This window comes from Accumulibacter sp. (assembly GCF_036625195.1).
In the GTDB taxonomy this organism is placed as follows: domain Bacteria; phylum Pseudomonadota; class Gammaproteobacteria; order Burkholderiales; family Rhodocyclaceae; genus Accumulibacter.
On the sequence record NZ_JAZKUG010000001.1, the window covers coordinates 4,510,073 to 4,534,579 of the forward strand.

Below are 24,507 nucleotides of genomic sequence, written 5' to 3' on the forward strand. Positions count from 1 at the left end.
CAACCCGTTGATGGGGCGATGGACGTGCCGACGGTGCTCGCAGAGCTTCGTGGGCTGAGGCTGGTCCTCGTTGAGACTCTCGAGCTGATGCGGGTGTGGAACGAGTTGATGCTGTGCGAGCATCCGCAGGGGGCTGGGCCTTTGGTGGGGGCGCAGATGCGCTACCTGATTGGCTCTGAGCATGGCTGGCTGGGCGGCTTTGGTTTCGGGGCGTCGGCGCTGCATCTGGCCGACCGAGAGCGATGGATCGGCTGGAACGATCATGCCCGGCGCCAGCACCTGCACGGGGTGATTGGCATGAGCCGCTTTCTCATCCGCCACTCGGTGCACTGCCCGAATCTGGCCTCGCACGTGCTGGGGATGGTTTTGCGGCGCGTGGGTGCGGATTACGAGGCCCAGTACGGCTATCGCCCTTGGCTGGTGGAGAGCTTTGTGGACACGCAACACTTCATCGGCACCAGCTACCGGGCAGCGAACTGGCTGGAGATTGGCCAGACCAAAGGGCGTGGCCGACAGGATCGCTTCAACGAGAACGCGAAGACGGTCAAGGCCATCTACGTCTATGAACTGGAGCCCGATGTACGCGCCCGCCTGGCAGCCATTGCCGAACCGCTCCAAGTGACTGCGCTGCAGATCAGCGAAGGTCTGGAGGGGGACGAGTGGGCGGGCCATGAGTTTGCCGGAGCGAATTTGGGGGACCGGCGCAGCAACAGGCGGCTGGCCGACTTTGCCCGCACGATGGGCGAGATGCCGGGGCGCGCGTTCTGCGGTGCCGCGCAAGGAGACAAGCCGGCGATCAAGTCGTACTACCGGCTGATCGAGCAAGCCGATGACTCGCTGGTCACCATGCAGGCGATCCTGGCCCCTCACCAACGGCGCACGGTGCAGCGGATGAAGGCGCAGTCGACGGTACTCTGCGTTCAGGACGGGACCGAGCTGAACTATTCTGGTCTGGTCCAGTGTGCCGGGCTGGGCGTCATCGGCAGCAACCAGACGGGTGCCCAGAGTGGCGGACTGCACCTGCATTCGACGCTGGTGCTGACGACCCAGGGCCTGCCGCTGGGGGTCCTGAGGGCACACTGTGTGGCACCGACGCACCGGGCAAAGGAGGACCTGCGCCCGGCGTCGGCCATACCGATCGAAGAGAAGAAGACCTTCACTTGGATCGAGGGTCTTCGCCAATGCAACGATCTGGTCCCCGCGCTGCCCGACACGCGCCAGGTCTGCGTGATGGATCGCGAGGCGGATTTCTTCGAACTGTTTGACGAGCCACGCCAAAGCGGCCGCGTCGAACTGTTGGTTCGCGCTAAACATGACCGCGCCACCCGCGAGGCACTCAACCTCTTCGAACTCGTCAGACAAAGCCCCGTGCGACGCCAGCTTCGCATCAACGTGCCGCGACAAAGCGCTCGGACCAAGAAAAGCAAACAGAAGGCACGCGACGGGCACGCACAACGTACCGCGCACGTCAATTTGCGCTACCGCGAAGTCGAACTCCGCCGGCCGTCGAAATACCCGGCCCGGAAGGCCCTCAGGCTCTGGGTGGTGCATGTCCAGGAACCCTCGCCGCCAGCCGACGCCGAACCGCTCGAGTGGTTCCTGATCACCACCTGCGAGATCACCACACCAGAACAAGCCCAGGAGTGCCTGCGGTGGTACTGCCTGCGCTGGCGCATCGAAGACTGGCATCGCGTATTGAAGAGCGGCTGTCGCATCGAGGCGCTGCAACACAAGACCGCTGAGCGACTCAAACGGGCCATCGCCATCAATCTCGTCATCGCTTGGCGCATCATGCTCATGACGCTCCTGGGCAGACAGTGCCCCGATCTTCCCGCCGAGGTCTTGTTCTCCGACGCCGAGATCGAAGTGCTGCAGGCCTACGCAAAAAAAAACAAATCCCCAAGCCCACTCGGCTCGGCGACGCCGTTCGTCTCGTAGCCCAACTCGGCGGATACATTGGCCGCGCCAAAGACCCCTCTCCAGGGCATCAAATCATGTGGCACGGCTATTCGGTCCTGCAATCGCTGCGCGAAGGGCTCTCGCTCCGGCTCTGGACTTCGGATGACAACAAGACTTGCGGGTAAAGGGCAGGGCTAGCGGTGCCTCTGTTATACTTCGCCACCGCTGTCACCCACAGCCGGTGCGGAGCCTTCGAGCATGAAATACCAGATCATCCCGGTCACTCCTTTCGAGCAGAACTGCAGCCTCCTGTGGTGCGAGCAGACCCGCCGCGCTGCGGTCGTAGACCCGGGCGGTGACATTGCACGCATCCTGCGCGCCGTCGACGCCAACGGCGTCGAACTGGAAAAGATCCTGGTCACCCACGGCCACATCGATCATGCAGGTGCCGTCGCCGATCTGGCGGCACGGCGTTCGCTGCCGATCGAAGGACCGCAGCGTGACGACCAGTTCTGGATCGACGGCATGCCTTCACAGAGCAGGATGTTCGGTCTGCCCAACGCGCGCAGCTTCACTCCCGACCGCTGGCTCGAGCAGGGTGACACGGTTTCGGTCGGCAACGTCGAACTCGAGGTGCTGCACTGCCCTGGACACACACCGGGGCACATCGTCTTCTTCGACCGCGGCGGGCGGTTGGCGGTGGTTGGCGACGTGCTCTTCCAGGGCTCGATCGGCCGTACCGATTTCCCCAAGGGGGACTACGACACACTGATCTCGTCGATACGCAACCGGCTTTGGCCACTCGGCGACGATGTCGCCTTCATTCCGGGGCACGGTCCGATGTCGACCTTCGGCAAGGAGCGCCGCAGCAATCCTTTCTGCGGCGACTGAACGGAAAGCACCGGCGGACACTCACCGCGGGCATCCGCGCTATCCGCCCATGCAGCGGAAAAGCGGCGAGGTACCCGCAGTACCTCGCCGGAGCGTCGCGGCGCGCTGTGGCGTGGCGTCGACAGGCTGCTAGAAGTGCAGCGGCCTCTTGTCGCAAGCCAGTGCTGCTTCGTGCACTACCTCCGACAGCGTCGGGTGTGCGTGACAGATGCGCGCCAGGTCTTCGGAAGCAGCACCGAATTCCATCGCCACCACGCCTTCCGAGATCAGCTCGGAAGCGTTTGCGCCGATGACATGGACGCCGAGGATGCGATCACTCGCGGCGCAGGCGAGAATCTTGACGAAGCCGGACGGATCACCCATGCCGAGCGCGCGGCCGTTGGCGGCAAAGGGAATCTTTCCCGCCTTGTAGGCGATCCCTGCAGCCTTGAGTTGCTGCTCGGTCTTGCCTACCCAGGCGATCTCCGGGCTGGTGTAGATCACCCAGGGAATGGTGTCGGAATTGCAGTGCCCAGCCTGACCGGCCATCAGCTCGGCAACCATGACCCCCTCTTCCATGGCCTTGTGCGCCAGCATCGGACCGGCAACGACGTCGCCGACCGCCCACACTCCCGGCAGGTTGGTGCGGCAATGCGCATCCACTTCGACCTGGCCGCGCTCGTTCAACTGCAGGCCGACCTGTTCGGCGGCCAAGCCATCCGTGTTCGGGATGCGACCGATCGAGACGATCAGGCGGTCGGCATCGAGCCTGTGCTCGCCCCCGTCCTTGTCGGTGTAGTCGATCGAGACGCCCTTCTGTGAGACCTTGACGTCGCCGATCTCGATGCCGAGGATGATCCTGAGGCCCTGTTTGGCGAATACCTTCGCCGCCTCCTTGGCGACGTCGACGTCGGCCAGAGCCAGGAACTCGGGAAGCGCCTCGAGAATCGTGACCTCGGCACCGAGGCGGCGCCAGACGCTGCCCATTTCGAGGCCGATGACCCCGGCACCGATGACCGCCAGCCTCTTCGGCACGGCGGCGATGTCGAGCGCACCGACGTTGTCACAGACGATCTCGTTGTCCACCAGTACGCCAGGAAGATGCCGCGCCTTCGATCCGGTCGCGACGATCACCTGCTTCGCCTCGACGAGGTCGTCGCCGACCTGCATCTGCCAGACGTCGCCTCCGTCCACCTGCTTGCGGCCAACGAAACTGCCATGCCCGTTGAGCAGCGCCACCTTGTTCTTCTTGAACAGCCCCTTGATGCCGCTGGTGAGTTGCTTGACGATGGCGTTCTTGCGCGCCAGCATCTTGCCGACCTCGATCACCGGCGTGCCGACGGCGATTCCCTGCTCGGCGAAGCTGTGCTCCGCTTCCTCGAAGAGGTGCGAGGTGTGCAGCAGCGCTTTCGACGGAATGCAGCCGACGTTCAGGCAGGTGCCGCCGAGCCGTGGCTCGCCCTTCGGATCGGCATAGGCATTCGATTCACAGCAGGCGACGCTGAAACCGAGTTGAGCGGCACGAATGGCTGCGACGTAACCACCCGGGCCGCCACCGACAACGAGAAGGTCATATTGCTTGGACATGATGGTTTCCCTTTCCAACCGCGGAGACACGAAGGCACGGAGTGGGCACAGGGAACTCCCCCCTGTGTCTCCGTGCCCGGGTGACGACTGACTAGACGCCGAGCAGCAGGCGAGCCGGATCTTCCAGAGCCTCCTTCATCGTCACCAGGCCGAGCACCGCTTCGCGGCCGTCGATGATGCGGTGGTCGTAGGACATCGCCAGATAGTTGATCGGCCGGATGACGACTTGGCCGTTCTCGACCACCGGCCGGTCCTTGGTGGCATGGATGCCGAGGATTGCCGACTGTGGCGGATTGATGATCGGCGTCGACAGCATCGAACCAAAGACGCCGCCGTTGGAGATCGAGAAGGTGCCACCGGTGAGCTCTTCCATCGACAGCTTGCCATCCTTGGCCTTGACGCCGTACTCGCCGATCTTCTTCTCGATGTCGGCAAAGGACATCTGGTCGGCATCGCGCAGGATCGGCACGACCAGGCCGCGCGGGCTGCCGACGGCAATACCGATGTCGATGTAACCATGGTAGACGATGTCGTTGCCATCGACCGAAGCGTTCAGCACCGGGAATCTCTGCAGAGCGGCGACCGCCGCCTTGACGAAGAAGGCCATGAAACCGAGGCGAACCCCATGCGTCTTCTCGAAGCGCTCACCATACTGCTTGCGCAGCGCCATGATCGGACCCATGTTCACTTCGTTGAAGGTGGTGAGAATGGCGTTGCTCGACTGCGACTGCAACAAGCGCTCGGCGACGCGGGCCCGCAGGCGTGACATCGGCACCCGCTGCTCCGGCCGCTCGCCGAGCGCAATGCTGACGCTGGGTGCTGGCGGCAGTGCCGGCGGCGCGGTGACGAAAGGACTGGCCGGCTTCGCGGCTGGCGGCTTTGCGGCCGGCGCCGGAACGGGAGCAGGGGACGCCTGTGCTGCCAACGCATCGGCCTTGGTGATGCGGCCACCACGACCGCTTCCGGCCACCTCGCTGGCGGCAACGCCCTTTTCCTCGAGGATCTTGCGCGCAGCCGGCAGCGCGACACCAGCCGCGCCGGCCGGCGGCGCGGCGGCGGCAGCTTCGACTCCCGGCGGTGGAGTCTTGGCTGCCGGTGCGGCCACGGCAGCGACCGTACCGGCTTGGGCAGCGGTATCGATGCGCGCGATCACCTCACCAGCGACGACCGTATCACCGTCACTCTTGACGATTTCGACCAGTACCCCGCTGTCCGGTGCAGGCAGCTCGAGGACGACCTTGTCGGTCTCGATGTCGATCAGGTTCTCGTCGCGGGCGACCGCCTCGCCGGCCTTCTTGTGCCACGACACCAGTGTCGCCTCGGCGACCGATTCGGAAAGCTGTGGAACTTTGACGTCGATGATCATGTTCTCTCCGTTCTAGGGCAGTTTGTAATACTCGATCTCACCCAGTGCGGAGTCGATCAGAGCCTTCTGTTGGGCGTTGTGCTTGCTGGCGTAACCGACCGCCGGCGAGGCCGACGCCGGGCGCGAGACGAGCAGCAGGTGCTGCTTGTCGCTCAGCGAGCGCGACAGGTGCTGGCGCGACGCGATCCAGTACCAGGCGCCCTGGTTGCGCGGTTCTTCCTGGCACCAGACGACCTCGGTCGCCTTCGGGTACTTCGCCAGCTCCTCCTGGAATGCCTCCTGCGGGAACGGGTAGAACTGCTCCAGGCGGGCGATCGCGATGTGCCCGATCTTCCTCTCGTGGCGCGCGGCGACCAGCTCGTAATACACCTTGCCGGAGCAGAAGACGACGCGGGTCACTTTCTTGGCGTTGATCGGTTCGACCTCGCCGATCACCGGCTGGAACTCGCCGTCGCTCAGGTCCTCCAGCGAAGACGTCGCATCCTTGTGGCGCAACAGTGATTTCGGCGAGAAGACGACCAGCGGCTTGCGCTGGTTGCGTACCGCCTGCCGGCGCAGCATGTGGAACACCTGCGCCGGCGTCGACGGTTGGCAAACCTCCATGTTCATCTCCGCACAGAGCTGCATGTAACGCTCGATGCGCGCCGACGAATGCTCCGGACCCTGGCCTTCGTAACCGTGCGGCAGCAGCAGCACCAAGCCGCTGGCGCGCCCCCACTTGGCCTCGCCGGAAGCGATGAACTGGTCGATCACCACCTGCGCGCCGTTCGCGAAGTCGCCGAACTGTGCTTCCCAGACGACAAGCTCGAAGGGATTGGCGGTCGAGTAGCCGTACTCGAAGGCGAGCACGGCTTCCTCCGAAAGCACTGAGTCGAAGCACTGGAAACCACCCTGGCGATCCTGCAGATTGGCCAGTGGATAATAGGTGCCGCGATCCCAGTGTTCGCGATTCTGATCGTGCAGGGCAGCGTGGCGGTGGAAGAAGGTGCTGCGGCCGACATCCTCCCCCGAAATGCGGACGCCATAACCCGAAACGAGCAGCGAAGCGTAGGCCAGATTCTCGGCCATTCCCCAGTCGACCGGCAGTTTGCCCTCGCCCATCAACCGCCGGTCGTCGATGATCTTCCTGACCCGGCTGTGCAGGGTGAAGTTGGCCGGAATCGTTGTCAACCGCTCGGCCAGCCGGCGCAGTTCAGCGACCGGTACCTTCGTGTCGCAGTTGTCGATGTAGCTCGGGGAAAGGAAAGGCGTCCAGTCGATCGTCATCGGGTGCTTGTAACCGGCGATCACCGGGTTGTACAGCAGCTCGCCACGGTCGAGGTGGGCACGATAGTCGGCAATCATCTCGTCCGGCCCCTCCGGGGCGAGAATACCCTCGGCGACGAGCTTGTCGGCATAGAGCTTGCGCGTTCCGGGATGTTGCTGGATCTTCTTGTACATCAGCGGCTGCGTGACCATCGGCTCGTCCTGCTCGTTGTGTCCGAGCTTGCGATAGCAGACGATGTCGATCACGACGTCCTTCTTGAAGGTCTTGCGGTACTGAACGGCGATGCCGGTGACCAGTGCCACGGCCTCGGGGTCGTCGCCATTGACGTGGAAGATCGGCGCCTCAGCCATCTTGAAAATGTCCGTGCAGTACAGCGACGAACGATAGTCGCGCGGGTCGGAAGTCGTGAAGCCGATCTGGTTGTTGATGACGATGTGAATGGTGCCGCCAACGCCGTAGCCCCGCGTCTGCGCGAAGTTGAGCATCTCCTGGTTGACGCCCTGCCCAGCGACCGCCGCATCCCCGTGCAGCAGCACTGCCAGGACCTTGTCCTGACCATCCTCGCCGCGCCGACGCTGGCGCGAATAGACCGAGCCGACGACTACCGGGTTGACGATCTCGAGGTGCGATGGATTGAAGGCCAGCGTCAGATGGCAGGGACCACCCGGGGTCGACACGTCCGACGAGTAGCCCATGTGGTACTTCACATCGCCAGCGGTCAGTTCCTGCGCCTTCTTGCCCTCGAACTCCTCGAAAAGCATCGCCGGCTCCTTGCCGAGGGTGTTCACCAGGACGTTGAGCCGCCCGCGGTGCGCCATGCCGACGACGATCTCGTCGACTCCACCGGCACCGGCAACCCGGATCAGTTCGTCCATCGCGACGATCGCCGACTCACCGCCCTCGAGCGAGAAGCGCTTCTGGCCGACATAGCGGGTATGCAGATACCGTTCGAGGGTCTCTGCCGCGGTCAGCCGCTCAAGCATCCGCTTGCGCTCGTCGGCCGTGTAATTCGGCTTCGAGTGGATCCGTTCGAGACGATCCTGAATCCAGCGCTTTTCCGCCACCGTGCTGATGTACATGTACTCGACGCCGATCGAGCCGCAGTAGGTCGCTTTGAGCGCATCGTAGATCTGGCCGAAAGTGGCGTGATCGGGAGTACCCTTGAAGGAGCCTGCGTTGAAGACGGTGTGCAGGTCGGCATCGGAGAAGCCGTAATAGGCGGGGTCGAGCTGTGGCACCTCCGGACGTTCCATGCGCTTGAGTGGATCGAGGTTCGCCCAGCGGTCACCGATGAAACGGTACGAGGTGATCATCTGCAGCACGCCGACCTGTTTCCGGTCGTCCACAGGCGCTGCTGCCGCCGCCCGGTAGCCTCCCTTCCTCGCCTGCTCGGCAAAAGCATTGATTACCGGCAGATGCGGAACATCGCGTGCGACGTAACCCGGAAGTTGCGCCAGCTTGTCGAAGTAGTCGCGCCATTGCTCGGAAACGGATCCAGGGTTGTCGAGGTAGTTCTCGTACAACTCCTCGACAAAGGGCGCGTTACCGCCAAAAAGGAGAGAGTTACCAAAAAGCTGATTCATCATGGCAGTTACCTGTCTTCACCGTTCTGGTTCGGATTGAGAAAGGCCGTGGCGAAAAGGCCACGGCATGAAAAAAGGGCGGCTACTGCCTGCCGCCCTTTCAACCCTGTCGTCCTAGCGCTGTTCGACGGGCACGACGTCGCGCCTGGCGGCGCCGATGTACAGCTGCCGTGGGCGACCGATCTTGTACTCCGGATCGTTGATCATCTCTTCCCACTGCGTCATCCAGCCGACCGTGCGCGCCAGCGCGAAGATGCAGGTGAACATCGAGGTCGGGATACCCAGAGCCTTCTGCACGATGCCGGAGTAGAAATCGACGTTCGGATAGAGCTTCTTCTCGATGAAGTACTCGTCTTCAAGGGCAATCTTCTCGAGTTCCATCGCCAGCTTGAAAAGGCGGTCGTTCTGCAGACCGAGTTCGCTGAGGACGTCGCTGCACACCTTGCGCATGAGTTTGGCGCGTGGGTCGAAGTTCTTGTAAACGCGGTGGCCGAAGCCCATCAACTTGAAGTCGTCGTTCTTGTCCTTCGCCCGCGTGATGTACTTGCCGACGCGCGAAACGTCGTGGATCTCCTCGAGCATCTGCAGGCAGGCTTCGTTCGCACCACCATGCGCCGGGCCCCAGAGGCAGGCGATGCCGGCCGAGATGCAGGCGTAGGGATTGGCACCGGAAGAGCCGGAGAGGCGCACCGTCGAGGTCGATGCATTCTGCTCGTGGTCGGCGTGCAGCGTGAAGATGGTGTCGAGCGCATGCACGAGAACCGGATTCGGGACGTACTTCTCGCACGGTGTCGCGAACATCATGTGCATGAAATTCGCCGTGTAGTCGAGATCGTTGCGCGGATACATGAACGGTTCGCCGCGATGATACTTGTAGGCCATGGCGACGATCGTCGGCAACTTGGCAACGATGCGGTTGAAGCTGATGCTCTGGTGCTCGAGGTCGGAGAAATCCTCGGCCTCGTGATAGAACGCCGACAACGCGCCGACGACTCCGACCAGCACGGCCATCGGGTGCGCGTCACGGCGGAAGCCCTGATAGAACTTCACCAGTTGCTCGTGCACCATGGTGTGTTCCTTGATGTTCAGTTCGAACTTCCTTTTCTGCTTGGCGTCCGGCAGTTCGCCGTGCCAGAGCAGGTAGGCGACCTCAAGGAAGTTGCACTGCTCGGCCAGTTGCTCGATCGGGTAGCCACGGTAGAGCAACTCACCCTTGTCGCCATCGATGAAGGTGACCGTCGATCGACAGCTCGCCGTCGAAAGGTAGCCGGAATCGTAGGTGAACAGGCCGGTCTTGGCGCCCAGGGTGCGAATGTCGATGCAATCATTGCCGTGTGTCGGCGTCATGATTGGAAACTCGACGGGCGGCCGTCCTTCGATGATCAGAGTTGCTTTGCGCTCGGTCGTCATTCTATAAATCCCCGTTCAGGTGTTGAGGTCACAGCTACGAACAGGAAGCTCTGAGACTAGGACAGCTTCCTTACTTAACTCTTACGTTGCGCAACAAGGCGAGTACTTCGGCCTGAACCGGATCGTCGGGCTCGCGCTGGCCATTGACCAGCGGCCACAGCTCCAGGTCCTCCATGTCGGCCATGGTGACGAAAGCATCCGCCTGCGCTGCATCGAGGGTCGGGTAGAGCCGCTCGAGGAACTCGCCGAGCAGCAGATCCATCTCCAGCATCGCGCGCCGGGTGCAACGCCAGCGCAGGCGGTTGAGCTTTTCCCTATCGTCCATCAGATGGCGCGACGAACCATCATTTCCTTGATCTTGCCGATCGCCCGCGTCGGGTTCAGTCCTTTCGGGCAGACATCGACGCAGTTCATGATCGTATGGCAACGGAACAGACGGTAGGGATCCTCGAGATCATCGAGGCGCTCGTTGGTTGCCTGATCGCGGGTGTCGGCAATGAAGCGGTAAGCGTTGAGCAACCCTGCCGGTCCGACGAACTTGTCGGGATTCCACCAGAACGAGGGGCAAGAGGTGGAACAGCAGGCGCAGAGAATGCACTCGTAGAGGCCGTTGAGTTCCTCGCGCTCTTCCGGCGACTGCAGCCGCTCGCGTTCTGGACGTGGCCCCTCGTTGATCAGGTACGGCTTGATCGAGTGGTACTGCTTGAAAAACTGGGTCATGTCGACGATCAGGTCGCGAATCACCGGCAGGCCGGGCAGCGGCCGCAGGACGACCGGCTGCTTGAGATCCTTGATCTCGGTCAGGCAGGCGAGGCCGTTCTTGCCGTTGATGTTCATCGCGTCGGAACCGCAGATGCCTTCGCGGCACGAGCGGCGATAGGACAGGCTGTCATCCTTGGCCTTCAGCCGCGTCAGGACGTCGAGCAACTTGCGGTCAAGCGAGAAATCGACCTCGACCGAAGCATCCTGCATGTACGGTGCGTTGTCCTTGTCGGGATCGTAGCGGTAGATCTTGAACTGCATGGTACTGGTAGCCATTATCTTGCACTCCTTGGCGCACGATCAGTAGGAACGCGTCTTCAGCGCGATGGTTTCGACGGACAGCGGCTTCATGATCACCGGCTTGTAGCTCAGGCGATTGCCCTCGCGGTGCCAGAGGGTATGCTTGTGCCAGTTGGCGTCGTCGCGCCCATTCGGGTTGGCCGCAGTGTCCGGCGCGTCATCGCGCACATGCGCGCCGCGTGATTCCTTGCGGGCTTCGGCCGAAACCATCGTCGCCTTCGCCACCTCGACCAGGTTGTCCAGCTCAAGCGCCTCGACGCGGGCGGTATTCCAAACCTGCGACTTGTCCTTGATTTCCGTATGCGCGACGGCTTTCTCGACCTCGATGATCTTCGCGACACCCTCGACGAGCATGTCCTTGAAGCGGAAGACGCCGCAGTGCTTCTGCATCGTCCGCTGCAGCTCGAGGCGGCATTCGTTGACACTGGCGCCGCCCGTCTGCGTGTTGAGACGGTTCAGCCGCGCCAGCGTACGATCGGCGAAGCCAGCCGGCAGATCCCTGAGACCGATCTCGCCCGAACGCAGGTCGTCGATCACCGTGTCACCGGAAGCCTTGCCGAAGACCAGCAGGTCGAGCAGCGAATTCGTTCCCAGGCGATTGGCACCATGCACCGAAGCGCAGGCCACTTCACCGGCGGCATAGAACCCGCGGACCGGCGCGCCGTCGTCGCCGACGACCTGTCCCTTGTAGTTGGTCGGCACGCCGCCCATCTGGTAGTGGCAGGTCGGCACGACCGGAATCGGTGCCTTGATCGGGTCGATGCCGGCGAACTGGATCGAAATCTCGCGAATCCCGGGCAGCCGCTTCATGATCGTTGCCGGATCGAGATGGGTGATGTCGAGCAGGACGAAATCCTTGTTCGGGCCACAGCCTCGACCCTCGTTGATCTCGGTCACCATCGCCCGCGAGACCACGTCACGTGACGCGAGGTCCTTGGCGTTCGGTGCGTAGCGTTCCATGAAGCGTTCGTTGGTCGAGTTGCGCAGGATGCCGCCCTCGCCGCGCACCCCTTCGGTGATCAGCACGCCGGCGCCGGCAACCCCAGTCGGGTGGAACTGCCAGAACTCCATGTCTTCGAGCGCGATGCCTGCGCGCGCCGCCATTCCGAGGCCATCGCCGGTATTGATGAAGGCATTGGTGGAAGAGTAGTAGATTCTGCCGGCGCCGCCGGTGGCAAAAACCGTCGCCTTGCTGTGGAAGGCGACGACCTCGCCGGTCTCCATCTCGAGCGCAATGACCCCGAGCACCTGCCCCGACTCGTCGCGGATCAGGTCAAGCGCCATCCACTCGACGAAGAACTGCGTGTTGGCGCGCACGTTGCGCTGATACAGCGCGTGCAACATCGCGTGGCCCGTGCGGTCGGCCGCGGCGCAGGCACGGCGCACCGGTTTCTCACCGAAATTCGACATGTGGCCGCCGAACGGGCGCTGATAGATCTTGCCTTCATCGGTGCGGTCGAAAGGCATGCCGAAATGCTCGAGCTCGACGACGACCTCGGGCGCCTTGCGACACATGTACTCGATGGCGTCCTGGTCGCCGAGCCAGTCGGAGCCCTTGACGGTGTCGTACATGTGCCAGTGCCAATGGTCTTCCTCGGAATTCCCGAGAGAGGCGGAAACACCGCCCTGGGCGGCCACGGTGTGCGAACGGGTGGGAAAGACCTTCGACAGGACGGCCGTCTTGAGTCCGGCTTCGGACAGCTGGATCGCTGCCCGCAGGCCCGAACCACCAGCCCCAACGATGACGGCGTCGAACTTGCGTACCGCTACGGATTGCTTGTTCACTTAAATTCTCCACAGAATCTGAAACGCCCAGCCGGCATAGCCGACCAGCACCGTCGCGGTCGCGATCATCAGCAGCAGGCGCAAGCCATCCGGCTTGACGTAGTCCATCCAGATGTCCCGAATACCGATCCAGGCATGGTAGAAGACGCTGACGAGGAAAAGGAAAGTGGCAAACTTCATGAAGCCATGGGCAAAGACAGCGCGCCAGGCATCGAAGGAATCCGGCCCGACAGCGCCGACGACGACCAGAAAAAGCAACGTGTACAGCGCCATGACGACGGCTGTCGCACGCTGGATGATCCAGTCCTTGAGGCCGTAATGAGCCCCGACGAGAATGCGATTTACCATAGCGCTTTTGCTCCGATGATCAGCGTCAGGGCGATGCTGACGGCGAAAACGATTTTGCTCGAGAGACGCGCTGCCTCGAGTTCAACCCCCTTGTGCAGGTCGAGCAGCAGGTAGCGGATGCCGGCGCAGAAGTGGTGCATGTAGAACCAGATCAGGCCGAGAAGGACGATCTTTGCCAGCGGATGACCGACCACGGCGCGCGCGGCGGCGAAACTCTCCGGCGAGGCGAGGCTGCTCTGCAGCAGCCATAGCAGAAAAGGCAGGAGGAGAAACAGGGCTGCCCCGCTGATCCGGTGAATGATTGACAGGATACCCGGAAGCGGTAGCCTGATGGTCGGCAGGTCCAAGTTCTTTGGACGCCTTTTCTTGACTGCCATCTCTGCCATGAACGTTACCCCTCATGTGTAATGTGGCCGGCTGCAACGCCCGACCCCCTCGATACCACGCGCGATTATAGAACATCGGCACGTGCCTGACTCTCCCTGGATGCCGGCTGCAAGCCGTCAGCCGAGCTCGTTGTGATAGTGATAATTGCGTGTCGAATAGAATCCCCGCCGCCATTCGACGGGCCGCGAACCATACGTGAAAGTCACTCGCTCGACGAGCAGCAGCGGTGTTCCCTCCGCCACCTGCAACAGCTCGGCGCTGACGCGGTCGGCGGCGATCGCGCGCAGGCGCTCGTCGGCGCGGATCATGCGCACGCCATAACGCGTCTCGAACAGGCTGTACAGCGACTCGCCGGAACGCAGGGCGTCGAGCGACAGGTCGGGAAACAGCTCGCTCGGCAGATAGATCTCGTCGAAGACCACGGGCTCGTCGCCGAGCTTCAACAGACGGCGAACGATGGTGATCGGCGCGCCCGCCTCGAGCGCCAGGATGCGCGCCACATCGGGACCGGCCTTGGCGCGCCAGCATTCCAGTGGCACGCTCTGCGATATCTGGCGTTCGCCCTGATTGGGCACGAGACGAAGGAAGCGGAAAAACGACCCCGGATCGCGGTGCGTGGCAACGAAGGTCCCCTTGCCCTGCTGCCGAACGAGCAGATGTTCGGCCGCCATCTCGTCGATGGCCTTGCGCACGGTGCCCTGGCTGACGCCGAAGCGCGCAGCGAGTTCCGACTCGCTCGGGATCGGGCTTCCCGGGCCCCACTCGCCTGACTCCAACTGCTGCAGGATCAGTTCCTTGATCTGCCGATAGAGCGGACTGAAGGTGGGAGAATGCAGTGACGACGAGCGGCTCATGGCTCGCCATTTCAGCACAAATCGACCGCGGCGTCCATCCCGTCCGAATCAAGGCATATCTTATATAAGACATAAGATATATTTGACACCGAAGAGCCGGGGATCTTATGATTCGCGCGATTTGCTGCCCCCACGGACACGTGCCGTCGTCAGGGCCAGGCCAATCGCTTTCGTCCACCCAATGCATGTTTCTCACGACAGGAGCCGCATCATGTCCAAAGCCCCCATGCGCGTCGCGGTCACCGGCGCCGCCGGCCAGATTGGTTACAGCCTGCTCTTCCGGATTGCCTCCGGCGAGATGCTCGGCAAGGATCAACCGGTCATTCTCCAACTGCTCGACCTGCCGCAGGCCCAGAAGGCCTGCCAGGGCGTGATGATGGAACTCGAGGACTGCGCCTTCCCACTGCTCGCCGGCATGCTGGCCACCGATGATCCGAACGTCGCCTTCAAGGACGCCGACGTCTGCCTGTTGGTCGGCGCGCGGCCGCGCGGCCCGGGCATGGAGCGTGCCGATCTGCTGACCGCCAACGGCGCCATCTTCACCGTCCAGGGCAAGGCGATCGCCGAGAACGCCAAGGAGGACGTGCGCGTCCTCGTCGTTGGCAACCCTTGCAACACCAACGCACTGATCGCCGGCAGCGCGGCGCGCAAGGTCGGCCGCACCAACCCGGCCAACTATCATGGCATGCTGCGTCTCGACCACAACCGCGCCCTGTCGCAACTGGCCAACAAGACCGGCCGCCCGGTTGCCAGCTTCAAGCAACTCGTCGTCTGGGGCAATCACTCGCCGACGATGTACGCCGACTATCGCAACTGCACGTCCAACGGCGACAACGTCAAGGCCCTGATCAATGATGCGGTGTGGAACAACGACACCTTCCTGCCGACGGTCGGCAAGCGCGGCGCGGCGATCATCGACGCCCGCGGCCTCTCGTCGGCCGCTTCGGCCGCCAATGCAGCGATCGATCACGTGCGAGACTGGGTCCTCGGCTCCGACGAATGGGTGACCATGGGTGTGCCCTCCGACGGTTCGTACGACATCCCGGTCGGGATCGTCTTCGGCTTCCCGTGCGAATGCAAGGGCGGTTCGTTCAAGATCATCCAGGGCATCGCCATCGACGACTACTCGCGCGACAAGATGAACAAGACGCTCAAGGAACTGACCGACGAGCGCGACGCGGTCAAGGACATGCTGTAGCCGCGGCGTCCCCTACCGACAACCGCGGCTCCCGCCGCGGTTTTTTTTCGCCGCCGCGGCGCTGCCGCTGCGGGTTAGAATGCTGGCTCGCCAACACTGCCATGCCGACGATCGATGCGCCACCCGAGCCAGGTTCTCTTCGCGGGCGAAAAGCCCTTCCCGATGTTGCCCGCCGTCGACCACTACGCGGGCTCCGAGAGGCTGATCAGCAAGGCGCTGCAGCTGCAGGGCGAGATCGGCCCGATCTTCGACCTCACCTGCGACTGCGAGGACGGTGCGGTCGCCGGTGCCGACCGCGAACACGCCGCGATGGTGGCCCGCATCATCATGAGCGAGGGCAACCGGCACGGCCGCATTGGCGCGCGCATCCACGACATCCGTCATCCCGCATGGCAGCAGGACATCGAGATCATCGTCGGCAACGCCGGGCGGCGGCTGGCGTTCCTGACGCTGCCGAAGGTCGGCGGCGTGGACGATGTGCAGCAACAACTGCGCGTCGTGCAACGCGTCACGGCGAGCGCCGGCCTCGAGCGGACGATCCCGCTGCACGTCCTGATCGAGACGCATAGGGCGCTGCGCGAGGTGTGGCAGATCGCCGCCCTGCCCGAGGTCGAATCGCTCGACTTCGGCCTGATGGATTTCGTCAGCGCGCATCATGGCGCGATCCCCGGTTCGGCCATGAAGAGCCCCGGCCAGTTTGACCACCCGCTGGTCGCGCGCGCCAAGTGCGAGATCGCCACTGCCGCTCTGGCCAACGGCGTCGTCCCCTCGCACAACGTCACCACCGAGCTGCGCGATCTCGATCTCATCCATCAGGACGCGCTGCGCGCACGCAGCGAGTTCGGCTACCTGCGCATGTGGAGCATCCACCCGAACCAGATCGTGCCGATCTTCGAGGCGATGTGCCCCGACTTCTCGGAAGTCGAGGAAGCCACCGCCATCCTGGCCGCTGCCCAGGAAAGCGACTGGGGACCGATCCAGCACCAAGGCCGCCTGCACGATCGAGCGTCCTACCGCTACTACTGGGAACTCCTCGCCCGCGCCCGCGCCACCGGCATGCAACTGCCGGCCGCCGCCCGGCAGCGCTTCTTCGCCTGAAGCGATGAGTCTTTCGGCGTTGACCGCGCAGTTGATCGACTTTCGCGAGCAGCGAAACTGGTCCCAGTTCCACAGCCTGCGCAACCTCATCGTCTCGCTCAACCTCGAGGCAGCCGAACTGCTCGAACTGACTCAGTGGAAGAGCGACGCCGAGGTCGACGCGCTGCCGGCCAACGCCTCGAGCCGCGAGGCGCTGCGCGACGAATGCGCCGACGTGCTGCTCTACCTGTTACTCGTCGCCGAGCACGCCGGCATCGACCTCGAGGAAGCGGCGCAAGCCAAACTGCGCAAGAACGCCGTGCGCTACCCGGTGGCAAGCAGCTACGGCAGCAGCCGCAAACATGAGCAGCCAGCGCCCGACGAACGCGGCGAGCCGGCCGCAGGCGGCTTCAGGGAGCCTCGCCCTCGAGCGTGAAGGCGGCACCGGCGTCCACCGCCAGAACCTGCCGCAGCCACGGCAGCGATTCCTCCAGCATCGCCTGCAGCGTCCACGGCGGATTGATCACGAACAGCCCGCTGCCATGCATGCCGAAGCCATCAGCGGCCGGCGTCCGCACACGCAGGCTGACATGTAGCCAGCGCGCCGCCGGCAGGCGCCTCAGGCGTGCCGGCAGTTCGTGCGCTTCCAGCTTGCTGAGCAGCGGATACCAGAGCAGGTAGCTGCCACCCGCGAAGCGTTGCAGAGCGTCCTTCAGAGCCAGGACGACGCGCTCGTAATCGCGCCGTTCCTCGTAAGGCGGATCGATGAGCACCAGCGCCCGCCTCGGCGGCGGTGGCAACAACCCCTTCAGGGCGGCGAAACCGTCGGCCTCCTCGACCACGACCTGCCGCGAGTACGCGGAGAAGTTCTCGCGCAGGCGAAGCACCTCTCGGCTGTGGAGTTCGCACAGTCGCAGCCGGTCCTGCGCCCGCAGCGTGCACCGCGCGAAGGTCGGCGAACCCGGGTAGATCCTCAGGCGACCGTCCGGGTTGGCCAGCCGGACCAGGTCGACGTAGTCGCCAACGGCCGCCGGCAGATCCTTGCGGAGCCAGAGGCGACCAATGCCCTCGCGATGCTCGGCGAGCTTCGCGGCCGCCGGCGAATCGAGCACATAGCTGCCGGCACCGGCGTGTGTATCGATGTACCAGAAGGCCTTGTCCTTCTGCGCCAGGTGGCGGGCCATATGTACCAGCACCAGATGCTTGAGGACATCGGCGTGGTTGCCGGCATGAAAGGCGTGCCGGTAGCTGAGCACGGGCTAACGCCCCGCTGCGCTGCGAATGACGCTGGCGGGCGTGGGCACCGGGCGCACTAGTCGGGAACCCGGACCTGGCCGTCGGTGCTGAACTGGTAGTCGCGAAAGATGTGCTCGGCGTCCAGCAACTGGTAGCTGCCGTCCGGCAGACGCCGCGACGTATCCTTCAAACGGTAGGCATAGTGCCCGCAGGTCCAGCAGTCGAAGTTGCGCATCTGCGTGCACAGGCAGGTCTTGTCCTTCACCGAGATCCGTTTGACGCCTGGGTTGGCTGCCACCTCGCGGTTGTAGGCGCTGATGTAAGAGCAGTTGCCGGAACTGTCGAGCAGGTAGCCATACGCCTCGCAGTTCGGCCGAATGCCATCACCGATCGCCGGGCTGTTGCTCAGCATGCGCATCGGGTAACCCGTCGGCGAGATCTGGTTGACCTCGATCTGATCCTCGCTGGCAGCGAAATAACGCTGTTTGACGTCCTCCGGCAGGCCGCACTCGCGGGAAACGGTGAAGCGCGTCGCCACCTGCACCGCCGCCGCCCCCAGCTCGAGGAACGAGACCGCATCGCTGCCGGTGAAGATGCCGCCCGCCGGGATCAGCGGAATGTCGAGTTGCTCAGCCTGCAGGTAGCGATGGATCTCGGTGAAGATCGTCGCCAGATCGTACTGCGCCCAGTCCATGCCGAAACCGAGATGGCCGCCGGCCAGCGGTCCCTCGACGACGACGTAGTCCGGCAGGCGGTTGCTGCGCGCCGTCTTGCGCAGGAAGAGCTGCAGCGCGCGCAGCGAGGAGACGATGATCCCCAGTTTGGCATCGCGAAAACGCGGATGATCCTCGATCAGTGCGAACGAGCCGAGATGCAGGCCGGCGGCCAGGGTGATGCCGTCGATGCCGGCGTCGAGCGCCGCTGCCATGCGCACGCGCAACGTTTCGCGCGGCGAATTCATCGTCAGCTTCTCCATGCAGTTGACGAAGATCAGGCCGTCACCGCGCTTCGCCTCCATCGTTCGCCCGATGTGCATGTGCGTCGCTTCGGCAAGCTGAGCGAGATCGAAGCGGACCACCGACTTGTCGGAGTTGGCGACGTTGAATTTGTACTGCTGCAGCTTGTCCTTGACGAACTTGGCGTTGAACCTTCGATCGGCGACCGTGTTCACCATGGCATCGGAAATGTGGCCGATGCCGCCGAGGCGAGCGGCCTCGAGCGCCAGTTCGGCCGTCGAGATGTCGACGCCCATGCCGCCGATCACGATCGGCACCAGTTCCTTCCCGCCAAACCGCAAGCGAAAATCATCAACGCGCTTCATGCACTTCCTTCCCAAGCCGGATCCGCGCCCACCACTCGAACGGCACTTGATCATCGAAATGGCTCAAGGCCCGGATTATCGCTCATCGAGCGCGCGCGTGGCGCCCCGCCGCGAGCGAAATCAGCGTCTTCGCACCGCCCGTCGCGAATTCACCACGCACCGGCAGTCGCCCTCCGGGTCGACAGCTGGCGGCGTGTATCATGTCACCATCAGCCATGCCGGATGAAGACCGCCGATGACCGACTGCAACCATCCCGAACCCGCCGGCGCAAGCACCGCCACGATCGGCATCGCGCGCCAGCAAGCGTTCGATGCGACCGCCTTCGAACGCGCCGTCGTCGACCTGCTGCGCGCCTGCGGCATCAGCGCCGATACCACGCACATGGGCCGCACGCCGCAGCGCGTGCGCGAACTGTGGCAGCACCGTCTGCTCGGCGGCTACGATCTCGATCCGGCGACCGCCCTTGGCGAAGGTTTCGCCGACCAGCGCAGCGACCTCGTCATCGTCCGCGGTATCGCCGTCCATGGTGTCTGCCCGCACCACCTCGTGCCGTTTCGCGGCGTGGCGCATGTCGCCTACCTGCCGGGCGGACGCCTGCACGGCTTCGGCCGCATCGCACGCCTCGTCGACGCCATCGGCCATCGCTTCACCTACCAGGAATGGATGACACGCGACATCGCCGAAGCCCTGATGCGGCACGGCAAGGCACGTGGCGCCGCCTGCGTCATCGAGGCCGAGCAGTTGTGCCTGTTGCTCGGCGAGGACCGCCGCGGCGACGAGCGCGTCATCACGCAGTCCTTCTGTGGCGACTTCGAGCACTCGCCGCAGCTGCGCAGCGAGTTCCAGCGGGCCATCGCCGGCGCTCGCCGCCACGACTGAAGAGTGGCGTGCCGGCGTGAGCCCGCGCACAGCGCGCGCAGCGAGGCGCTGCCGCCAGCGCGATCGACGCCGGGCCGATAGGCTTCAGTCGCGAAAGCGCGCGGGCCGCCGTTCGCGCAGCGCCGCCATCGTCTCCTCGAGGTCGGCCGACATCAGCATCGCTGCATTCCAGGTGGCGACATGGTTCAGGCCGTCGGCCACCGAATGGTCGCGGCCGTAGTTGAGCATCTCCTTGGTCCCGCGAATCGCCAGCGGCGACTTGCCGGCGATGGCGCGGGCGATCCCGCGCACGCCGGCGAGCAGTTCCTCCGCACTGGGGAAAACGCGATTGACCAGGCCGATTCGCTCCGCCTCGTCGGCAGCCACACTGCGGCCGGTGTAGGCCAGTTCGCGCGCCACGCCGTCGGCAATCAGTCTCGGCAGCCGTTGCAGCGTGCCAACGTCGGCGGTCATCCCGACATCGATCTCGCGCACCGAGAAGTGCGCGTCAGCGGCCGCGTAGCGCATGTCGCAACAGGTCACGAGATCGACCGCACCGCCGATGCAGGCGCCGTGGATCGCCGCAAGTACCGGCTTGCGGCAGCGCTCCACGCTGCTCAGGCAATCCTGCAGGTCGAGGATCAACCGCCGCAGTGCCTCACGGCTGCGCGCCGGATCGGCGTCGGCAACCACCTCGCCGACGCTCGTCAGCATCGCCAGATCGATGCCGGCACAGAAATTGCGGCCGGCACCGGCCAGCACCACGACACGCACCGCCGGCGTCGCGTCCGCCCAGTTGCAGGCGATGCGCAACTCCTGCCACATAGCCTCGTTGATCGCGTTCGAACGTTCGGGGCGGTCGAGACGAAGCTCGGCGAGTCCTTCGTCGAGCGCGATCGCAATCGTCTCCAGTTGCGGAATGTGCGTGTTCATCGGTTCTCCTGAAGATGGCCGGGCCGGTTGGCAGGATCGCCGCCGGCACCAGCACCGGGCGGCGCGCCTCACGGGGCCAGTGTACCCGATCTGCACGGCCCGCCCGGTCCGCTTGCCCGCGGCGACCGCTCCCGAACGCGGAAAAGTGCGCGACAATCGCCCCACCGTCACCGTCATCGCCGCACCATGCCCTCGCCGCAGCCATCGGAGCTCGCCGCCCTGCCCTACGCACCGCCCCCCGACCGGGGACCGGAAATTGCCTACCTCGACGCATCGCTGCTGCTGGTCAACAAGCCGGCCGGCCTGCTCGCCGTACCCGGTCGCGGCGACGGCAAGGACGACTGCCTGCTGCGGCGCGTGCAGGCAATCGTTGCCGACGCGCTGCTGGTCCATCGCCTCGACCTGCACACATCGGGCCTGCTGCTCCTGGCGCGCGGCCGCGAGGTGCAGCGGCGGCTTGCCGGCGACTTCGCCGCGCGCCGCGTGCACAAGCGTTATCTGGCGGTGGTCGCCGGACGACCGCCGGCGGACCGCGGCACGATCGACCTGCCGCTTGCCGCCGACTGGCCGCAGCGGCCGCGGCAGAAGGTCGACCGGCTGGCCGGCAAGCGCTCACTGACCCGTTACCTACTCCTCGGCCACGACCCCGCCAGCAACCGATCGCGGCTGGCGCTGTTTCCCGAGACCGGCCGCACCCACCAGCTACGCGTCCACCTGCAGGCACTCGGCCATGCCATCATCGGCGATCGGCTGTACGGCGACGCCAGCAGCGCCAGCGCTGTCGACCGCCTGCTGCTGCACGCCGACCAGTTGCGCTTCATCCATCCTGCCAGCGGCAGACCGCTCTGCATCGACTCACCGGCGCCGTTCTGACGACCGGCACGTCCCGCGCCCGGCGCATCGCGACATGCCGCCGCCGTCCGGCTATACTGCGTCCTCCCGCGCGCTGTCCCTGCCCCTGCACCCGTCCGATGAAGCTCTCGACCCACCCCCTCTGGCTGGTCGGATTCCGCCCCTTCTTTGCCCTCGCCTGTCTCGCCGGCCTCAGCCTGCCGCCCGTCTGGGCGCTGATCTTCGCCGGCACGATCGCGCCGCCGCCGGCGCCGTTCTCTCCCAGCCAGTGGCACGCGCACGAAATGTTCTTCGGCTTCGGCTGGGCCGTCCTCGGCGGCTTCCTGCTCACGGCAAGCAAGAACTGGGTGAAGGTGCGCGGCTACCACGGCGTGCCGCTGATCCTCCTCGTCGTCGCCTGGCTGCTCGAGCGCGCCGGCATGTGGTTTGCCGGCGAGTTGCCGCCACTCGTCTTCCGCCTCGCCAGCAACCTCTTTCTCGCCAGCATCGTCGGCATGCTGCTGTGGACGCTGGCCCGCCACCGCGATACCGATTCGTTCCGCGACAACTACTTCTTCCTCATCATCCTGCCGCTGTTCCTCGTCGCCAAGACGCTGCTGCTGGGCAGCGAGTCGTTCCCGGCGGGCGCGGCGATGACGCTCGCGCTGTTCCGCGTCGCCTTTCTCGTCATGCTCGAGCGGACCGTCACCCAGTTCATGAAGAACGCGCTCGATGCCGACATCCTGCGGCAACCACTGCTCGATGCGGCAATCAAGCTGCTGGCGCTGCTGCTCGTCGCCGGTGGCCTGCTGCCGCCGACATGCAGCGCGGCGCTGTCGTTGCTGCTGGCGCTGCTGCTCGCCATCCGCCTCGCTTTCTGGCAGCCGCACCGCGCGCTGCGCCGGTTGGAGATCGGCATCATGTACCTCGGCTACCTGGCGATCGTCGTGCAGTTGCTGCTGCAGGGAAGTGAACTGCTGGCGCCGCCACCGTGGCTCGGCTCGCTTTCGACGCACGTCTTCACCTTCGGCGCCATGGGGCTGATCATCCCGGCGATGCTGATCCGCATCTGCAAGGGCCATACCGGCCGTGCGCTGGTCTTCGACCGGCTCGACCGCAGCGTGCTGTGGATCATGATCGCCGGCTTCGTCATCCGCGTCGTCCTGTCGCAGCTCGACCCCGGCCACTACCTGCTCTGGATCCAGCTCGCCGCCGCCTGCTGGTTCGCCTGCTTCACACTCCTCGCCTGGCGCTACATTCCCATTCTCATGCAGCCGCGGGTGGACGGCAGGGAGCACTGAACTGGTGGCGACGCCCGAGGTGGCTTGCGCAGCGGGCCCGCATTCGGTGCACGCTGATGCCCGCGGTGGGTGGCCGCGGGTCGCCGGTTGAAGGCCCGCGTTCGCGCGCCCTACACCCGCGCCAAGCGCAGCAGCAGCGCAAGCGCCGCCACCCACACCGCCACCGGCAGCCATTCGAGGAGCGCTCCCGTGCCGCCGCCGACAGCCGCCAGGCTCAACCGCGACATCGCCGCCACCGCCAGCGTCGCCATCAGCGCACCGGTGTGTCGGCCGCTCTGCAGCGGATCGCCACGCTCGGCCACGATGCCGATCGACGTGCACAGGATGCAGCCCCAGAGCGCCCCGGCGATGAACTGGCTCGACAGCAGGACGGCCAGTGAACCGGCGAGCGCTGCGCAGCCAAGTGCCAGCGCGCCGCCGGCCGCCGACCCTTGCAACACAGCCAGCGCGCCGCGGGCGCGGACGAGGCGGCCGACCGCCAGCAGCCCGATGCTGAAGCCGGCCCAGAAGACCGGCAGCAGCCACGGCAGCAGGTCCGGGTCAGCCAGGCGCCTGAACTGCGCCGCCGAGTTGATCGCCGTATGCACCTGCTGGCCGAAGGCGAACAACAGCGCGATCAGCAGCAGGACACTCCAGCCGACCGCCTGCACCCGTCGGCCACCGTCCACGTCGACCGCCACCGCCACCGGCTGCGGTGGCGGCAGCGAACGCTCGACGGCAACCAGCGCCAGCGCCGTCACCGCCACCGCCAGCGCGCTGAGGGCAAAGGGCAGCGCCGGATCGACCCCCTTGAGGACGATCGCCAGGTACGGCGCCAGCGCCGAAGCGACCGCCAGTCCGAGCAGTTGGATGCCGGCGAGGCGCGGCATCGCCGCGCGCGCGGCGTGCCGCGAAAGCAGGACGTATGGCGGCGCGCGCAATGCCGCTGAAGCCAGCACCCAGACGGCAGTGGCGAGCAGGAAGAGTGGCGGCGCCGACGCCAGCCACGGCAGCAACAGCATCGCCACCGCGGCCACCGCCGCCAGCATGACGAGCATCCCGCCAATGCGGCGCAGCGCGGCGCGCGCGCGATCGACGGCGACGCCGATCGCCCAGTCGGCGAGTGCGAAGAGCAACTGGTCGGCAGCCAACAGCCACGGCAGATGGCGCTTGTCGACCCCGCCGCGCGCCAGCAGCTCGGGCAGGAAGATGACATAGACCACCCAGCCGAGCGAGAAGAAGAACTCGACGCCGGCAAGCAGCCAGGCGGCACGGCTGGCGGCGGAGGCGCCGGCACGGATGGTGGTCATCGTCATCGCCGTCATCCTCGCAGGAAAAAGCCCGCCACGCCAAG

At 64.9% G+C, this 24,507-nt stretch carries 22 protein-coding genes and 1 pseudogene; 9 read left to right on the forward strand and 14 right to left on the reverse strand.

What is annotated here, in order from left to right:
- Nucleotides 1–87: 87 nt before the first annotated feature.
- From V5B60_RS19890 to V5B60_RS19895, 3 genes and pseudogenes are all read left to right on the forward strand, one after another.
- A pseudogene (locus tag V5B60_RS19890) lies at nucleotides 88–1,842 on the forward strand (IS4 family transposase); the annotation flags it as partial.
- On the forward strand, nucleotides 1,818–2,084 hold the full coding sequence (locus V5B60_RS22310) for an IS4 family transposase (protein WP_434735300.1): 267 nt from the start codon (nucleotides 1,818–1,820) through the stop codon (nucleotides 2,082–2,084). The pseudogene V5B60_RS19890 and the gene V5B60_RS22310, both read left to right, overlap by 25 nt.
- Before the next feature lie 73 nt (nucleotides 2,085–2,157).
- On the forward strand, nucleotides 2,158–2,790 hold the full coding sequence (locus tag V5B60_RS19895) for an MBL fold metallo-hydrolase (RefSeq protein ID WP_332349529.1): 633 nt from the start codon (nucleotides 2,158–2,160) through the stop codon (nucleotides 2,788–2,790).
- Nucleotides 2,791–2,919: 129 nt separating this feature from the next.
- Here V5B60_RS19895 and lpdA read toward each other — a convergent pair whose 3' ends face one another.
- The 10 genes from lpdA to V5B60_RS19945 all read right to left on the reverse strand — a co-directional run bounded on the left by lpdA (nucleotide 2,920) and on the right by V5B60_RS19945 (nucleotide 14,418).
- Complete coding sequence (gene lpdA / locus V5B60_RS19900) at nucleotides 2,920–4,356, reverse strand: dihydrolipoyl dehydrogenase (RefSeq protein WP_332349531.1); 1,437 nt, start codon at nucleotides 4,354–4,356, stop codon at nucleotides 2,920–2,922.
- A 91-nt stretch (nucleotides 4,357–4,447) separates the two neighbouring features.
- Nucleotides 4,448–5,722 (reverse strand): 2-oxoglutarate dehydrogenase complex dihydrolipoyllysine-residue succinyltransferase, encoded by a 1,275-nt coding sequence (gene odhB, locus V5B60_RS19905; protein WP_332349533.1) that lies wholly within the window; start codon nucleotides 5,720–5,722, stop codon nucleotides 4,448–4,450.
- A 12-nt stretch (nucleotides 5,723–5,734) separates the two neighbouring features.
- Complete coding sequence (locus tag V5B60_RS19910; protein WP_332349535.1) at nucleotides 5,735–8,575, reverse strand: 2-oxoglutarate dehydrogenase E1 component; 2,841 nt, start codon at nucleotides 8,573–8,575, stop codon at nucleotides 5,735–5,737.
- Nucleotides 8,576–8,686: 111 nt separating this feature from the next.
- Nucleotides 8,687–9,982, reverse strand: coding sequence for a citrate synthase (gltA, locus tag V5B60_RS19915; RefSeq protein ID WP_332349537.1), 1,296 nt, complete (start codon nucleotides 9,980–9,982; stop codon nucleotides 8,687–8,689).
- A gap of 70 nt (nucleotides 9,983–10,052) precedes the next feature.
- A complete protein-coding gene (locus V5B60_RS19920) occupies nucleotides 10,053–10,307 on the reverse strand; it encodes a succinate dehydrogenase assembly factor 2 (RefSeq protein ID WP_295351506.1) in 255 nt (84 codons plus the stop codon).
- Nucleotides 10,307–11,020: a succinate dehydrogenase iron-sulfur subunit gene (locus tag V5B60_RS19925; protein ID WP_034934554.1), complete on the reverse strand. Its 714-nt coding sequence runs from the start codon at nucleotides 11,018–11,020 to the stop codon at nucleotides 10,307–10,309. The genes V5B60_RS19920 and V5B60_RS19925 overlap by 1 nt, the downstream gene beginning before the upstream one ends.
- 24 nt (nucleotides 11,021–11,044) lie before the next feature.
- On the reverse strand, nucleotides 11,045–12,829 hold the full coding sequence (gene sdhA / locus V5B60_RS19930; protein WP_332349542.1) for a succinate dehydrogenase flavoprotein subunit: 1,785 nt from the start codon (nucleotides 12,827–12,829) through the stop codon (nucleotides 11,045–11,047).
- A complete protein-coding gene (gene sdhD, locus V5B60_RS19935; protein ID WP_295351498.1) occupies nucleotides 12,830–13,177 on the reverse strand; it encodes a succinate dehydrogenase, hydrophobic membrane anchor protein in 348 nt (115 codons plus the stop codon).
- Nucleotides 13,171–13,563 (reverse strand): succinate dehydrogenase, cytochrome b556 subunit, encoded by a 393-nt coding sequence (gene sdhC / locus V5B60_RS19940; RefSeq protein WP_332349545.1) that lies wholly within the window; start codon nucleotides 13,561–13,563, stop codon nucleotides 13,171–13,173. Before sdhC ends, sdhD begins: the two co-directional genes overlap by 7 nt.
- A 117-nt stretch (nucleotides 13,564–13,680) precedes the next feature.
- Nucleotides 13,681–14,418 carry a GntR family transcriptional regulator gene (locus V5B60_RS19945; RefSeq protein WP_332349547.1) on the reverse strand — a complete coding sequence of 246 codons (738 nt, stop codon included), beginning with the start codon at nucleotides 14,416–14,418 and terminating at the stop codon, nucleotides 13,681–13,683.
- Nucleotides 14,419–14,629: 211 nt separating this feature from the next.
- Between V5B60_RS19945 and V5B60_RS19950 the strand changes: the two genes are divergently transcribed.
- The 3 genes from V5B60_RS19950 to V5B60_RS19960 all read left to right on the forward strand — a co-directional run bounded on the left by V5B60_RS19950 (nucleotide 14,630) and on the right by V5B60_RS19960 (nucleotide 17,129).
- On the forward strand, nucleotides 14,630–15,616 hold the full coding sequence (locus V5B60_RS19950; protein ID WP_332349548.1) for a malate dehydrogenase: 987 nt from the start codon (nucleotides 14,630–14,632) through the stop codon (nucleotides 15,614–15,616).
- Nucleotides 15,617–15,730: 114 nt separating this feature from the next.
- Nucleotides 15,731–16,714, forward strand: coding sequence for an HpcH/HpaI aldolase/citrate lyase family protein (locus V5B60_RS19955; RefSeq protein ID WP_332349550.1), 984 nt, complete (start codon nucleotides 15,731–15,733; stop codon nucleotides 16,712–16,714).
- A 4-nt stretch (nucleotides 16,715–16,718) separates the two neighbouring features.
- Complete coding sequence (locus V5B60_RS19960) at nucleotides 16,719–17,129, forward strand: nucleotide pyrophosphohydrolase (RefSeq protein WP_332349552.1); 411 nt, start codon at nucleotides 16,719–16,721, stop codon at nucleotides 17,127–17,129.
- On the opposite strand, the gene V5B60_RS19965 is transcribed toward V5B60_RS19960, so the two are convergent.
- Nucleotides 17,104–17,949 (reverse strand): 23S rRNA (adenine(2030)-N(6))-methyltransferase RlmJ, encoded by an 846-nt coding sequence (locus V5B60_RS19965; protein WP_332349554.1) that lies wholly within the window; start codon nucleotides 17,947–17,949, stop codon nucleotides 17,104–17,106. The genes V5B60_RS19960 and V5B60_RS19965 overlap by 26 nt on opposite strands.
- 56 nt (nucleotides 17,950–18,005) lie before the next feature.
- Nucleotides 18,006–19,250, reverse strand: a complete 1,245-nt coding sequence (locus tag V5B60_RS19970; RefSeq protein WP_332349556.1) for a nitronate monooxygenase — start codon at nucleotides 19,248–19,250, stop codon at nucleotides 18,006–18,008.
- 235 nt (nucleotides 19,251–19,485) lie between these two features.
- Here V5B60_RS19970 and folE point away from each other — a divergent pair, with 235 nt between their 5' ends.
- Nucleotides 19,486–20,130: a GTP cyclohydrolase I FolE gene (gene folE, locus V5B60_RS19975; protein ID WP_332349557.1), complete on the forward strand. Its 645-nt coding sequence runs from the start codon at nucleotides 19,486–19,488 to the stop codon at nucleotides 20,128–20,130.
- 84 nt (nucleotides 20,131–20,214) lie between these two features.
- Here folE and V5B60_RS19980 read toward each other — a convergent pair whose 3' ends face one another.
- Nucleotides 20,215–21,042: a crotonase/enoyl-CoA hydratase family protein gene (locus V5B60_RS19980; protein ID WP_332349559.1), complete on the reverse strand. Its 828-nt coding sequence runs from the start codon at nucleotides 21,040–21,042 to the stop codon at nucleotides 20,215–20,217.
- 186 nt (nucleotides 21,043–21,228) lie between these two features.
- On the opposite strand from V5B60_RS19980, the gene V5B60_RS19985 reads away from it, so the two are divergent.
- Both V5B60_RS19985 and V5B60_RS19990 read left to right on the forward strand, forming a co-directional pair.
- A complete protein-coding gene (locus V5B60_RS19985; RefSeq protein WP_332349561.1) occupies nucleotides 21,229–21,915 on the forward strand; it encodes an RluA family pseudouridine synthase in 687 nt (228 codons plus the stop codon).
- Between the two features lie 98 nt (nucleotides 21,916–22,013).
- Nucleotides 22,014–23,174, forward strand: coding sequence for an NnrS family protein (locus tag V5B60_RS19990; protein WP_332349563.1), 1,161 nt, complete (start codon nucleotides 22,014–22,016; stop codon nucleotides 23,172–23,174).
- Nucleotides 23,175–23,284: 110 nt separating this feature from the next.
- On the opposite strand, the gene V5B60_RS19995 is transcribed toward V5B60_RS19990, so the two are convergent.
- A complete protein-coding gene (locus V5B60_RS19995) occupies nucleotides 23,285–24,469 on the reverse strand; it encodes an MFS transporter (protein ID WP_332349565.1) in 1,185 nt (394 codons plus the stop codon).
- Nucleotides 24,470–24,507: the final 38 nt, after the last annotated feature.

What these genes read in the sequence shown, in the direction of transcription:
- V5B60_RS19895 (WP_332349529.1), top strand. Translation starts at nt 2,158, where the DNA reads ATGAAATACCAGATCATCCCGGTCACTCCTTTCGAGCAGAACTGCAGC.
- lpdA (WP_332349531.1), bottom strand. Translation starts at nt 4,356, where the DNA reads ATGTCCAAGCAATATGACCTTCTCGTTGTCGGTGGCGGCCCGGGTGGT.
- odhB (WP_332349533.1), bottom strand. Translation starts at nt 5,722, where the DNA reads ATGATCATCGACGTCAAAGTTCCACAGCTTTCCGAATCGGTCGCCGAG.
- V5B60_RS19910 (WP_332349535.1), bottom strand. Translation starts at nt 8,575, where the DNA reads ATGATGAATCAGCTTTTTGGTAACTCTCTCCTTTTTGGCGGTAACGCG.
- gltA (WP_332349537.1), bottom strand. Translation starts at nt 9,982, where the DNA reads ATGACGACCGAGCGCAAAGCAACTCTGATCATCGAAGGACGGCCGCCC.
- V5B60_RS19920 (WP_295351506.1), bottom strand. Translation starts at nt 10,307, where the DNA reads ATGGACGATAGGGAAAAGCTCAACCGCCTGCGCTGGCGTTGCACCCGG.
- V5B60_RS19925 (WP_034934554.1), bottom strand. Translation starts at nt 11,020, where the DNA reads ATGGCTACCAGTACCATGCAGTTCAAGATCTACCGCTACGATCCCGAC.
- sdhD (WP_295351498.1), bottom strand. Translation starts at nt 13,177, where the DNA reads ATGGTAAATCGCATTCTCGTCGGGGCTCATTACGGCCTCAAGGACTGG.
- sdhC (WP_332349545.1), bottom strand. Translation starts at nt 13,563, where the DNA reads ATGGCAGAGATGGCAGTCAAGAAAAGGCGTCCAAAGAACTTGGACCTG.
- V5B60_RS19945 (WP_332349547.1), bottom strand. Translation starts at nt 14,418, where the DNA reads ATGAGCCGCTCGTCGTCACTGCATTCTCCCACCTTCAGTCCGCTCTAT.
- V5B60_RS19950 (WP_332349548.1), top strand. Translation starts at nt 14,630, where the DNA reads ATGTCCAAAGCCCCCATGCGCGTCGCGGTCACCGGCGCCGCCGGCCAG.
- V5B60_RS19955 (WP_332349550.1), top strand. Translation starts at nt 15,731, where the DNA reads ATGCGCCACCCGAGCCAGGTTCTCTTCGCGGGCGAAAAGCCCTTCCCG.
- V5B60_RS19960 (WP_332349552.1), top strand. Translation starts at nt 16,719, where the DNA reads ATGAGTCTTTCGGCGTTGACCGCGCAGTTGATCGACTTTCGCGAGCAG.
- V5B60_RS19970 (WP_332349556.1), bottom strand. Translation starts at nt 19,250, where the DNA reads ATGAAGCGCGTTGATGATTTTCGCTTGCGGTTTGGCGGGAAGGAACTG.
- folE (WP_332349557.1), top strand. Translation starts at nt 19,486, where the DNA reads ATGACCGACTGCAACCATCCCGAACCCGCCGGCGCAAGCACCGCCACG.
- V5B60_RS19980 (WP_332349559.1), bottom strand. Translation starts at nt 21,042, where the DNA reads ATGAACACGCACATTCCGCAACTGGAGACGATTGCGATCGCGCTCGAC.
- V5B60_RS19985 (WP_332349561.1), top strand. Translation starts at nt 21,229, where the DNA reads ATGCCCTCGCCGCAGCCATCGGAGCTCGCCGCCCTGCCCTACGCACCG.
- V5B60_RS19990 (WP_332349563.1), top strand. Translation starts at nt 22,014, where the DNA reads ATGAAGCTCTCGACCCACCCCCTCTGGCTGGTCGGATTCCGCCCCTTC.
- V5B60_RS19995 (WP_332349565.1), bottom strand. Translation starts at nt 24,469, where the DNA reads ATGACGATGACCACCATCCGTGCCGGCGCCTCCGCCGCCAGCCGTGCC.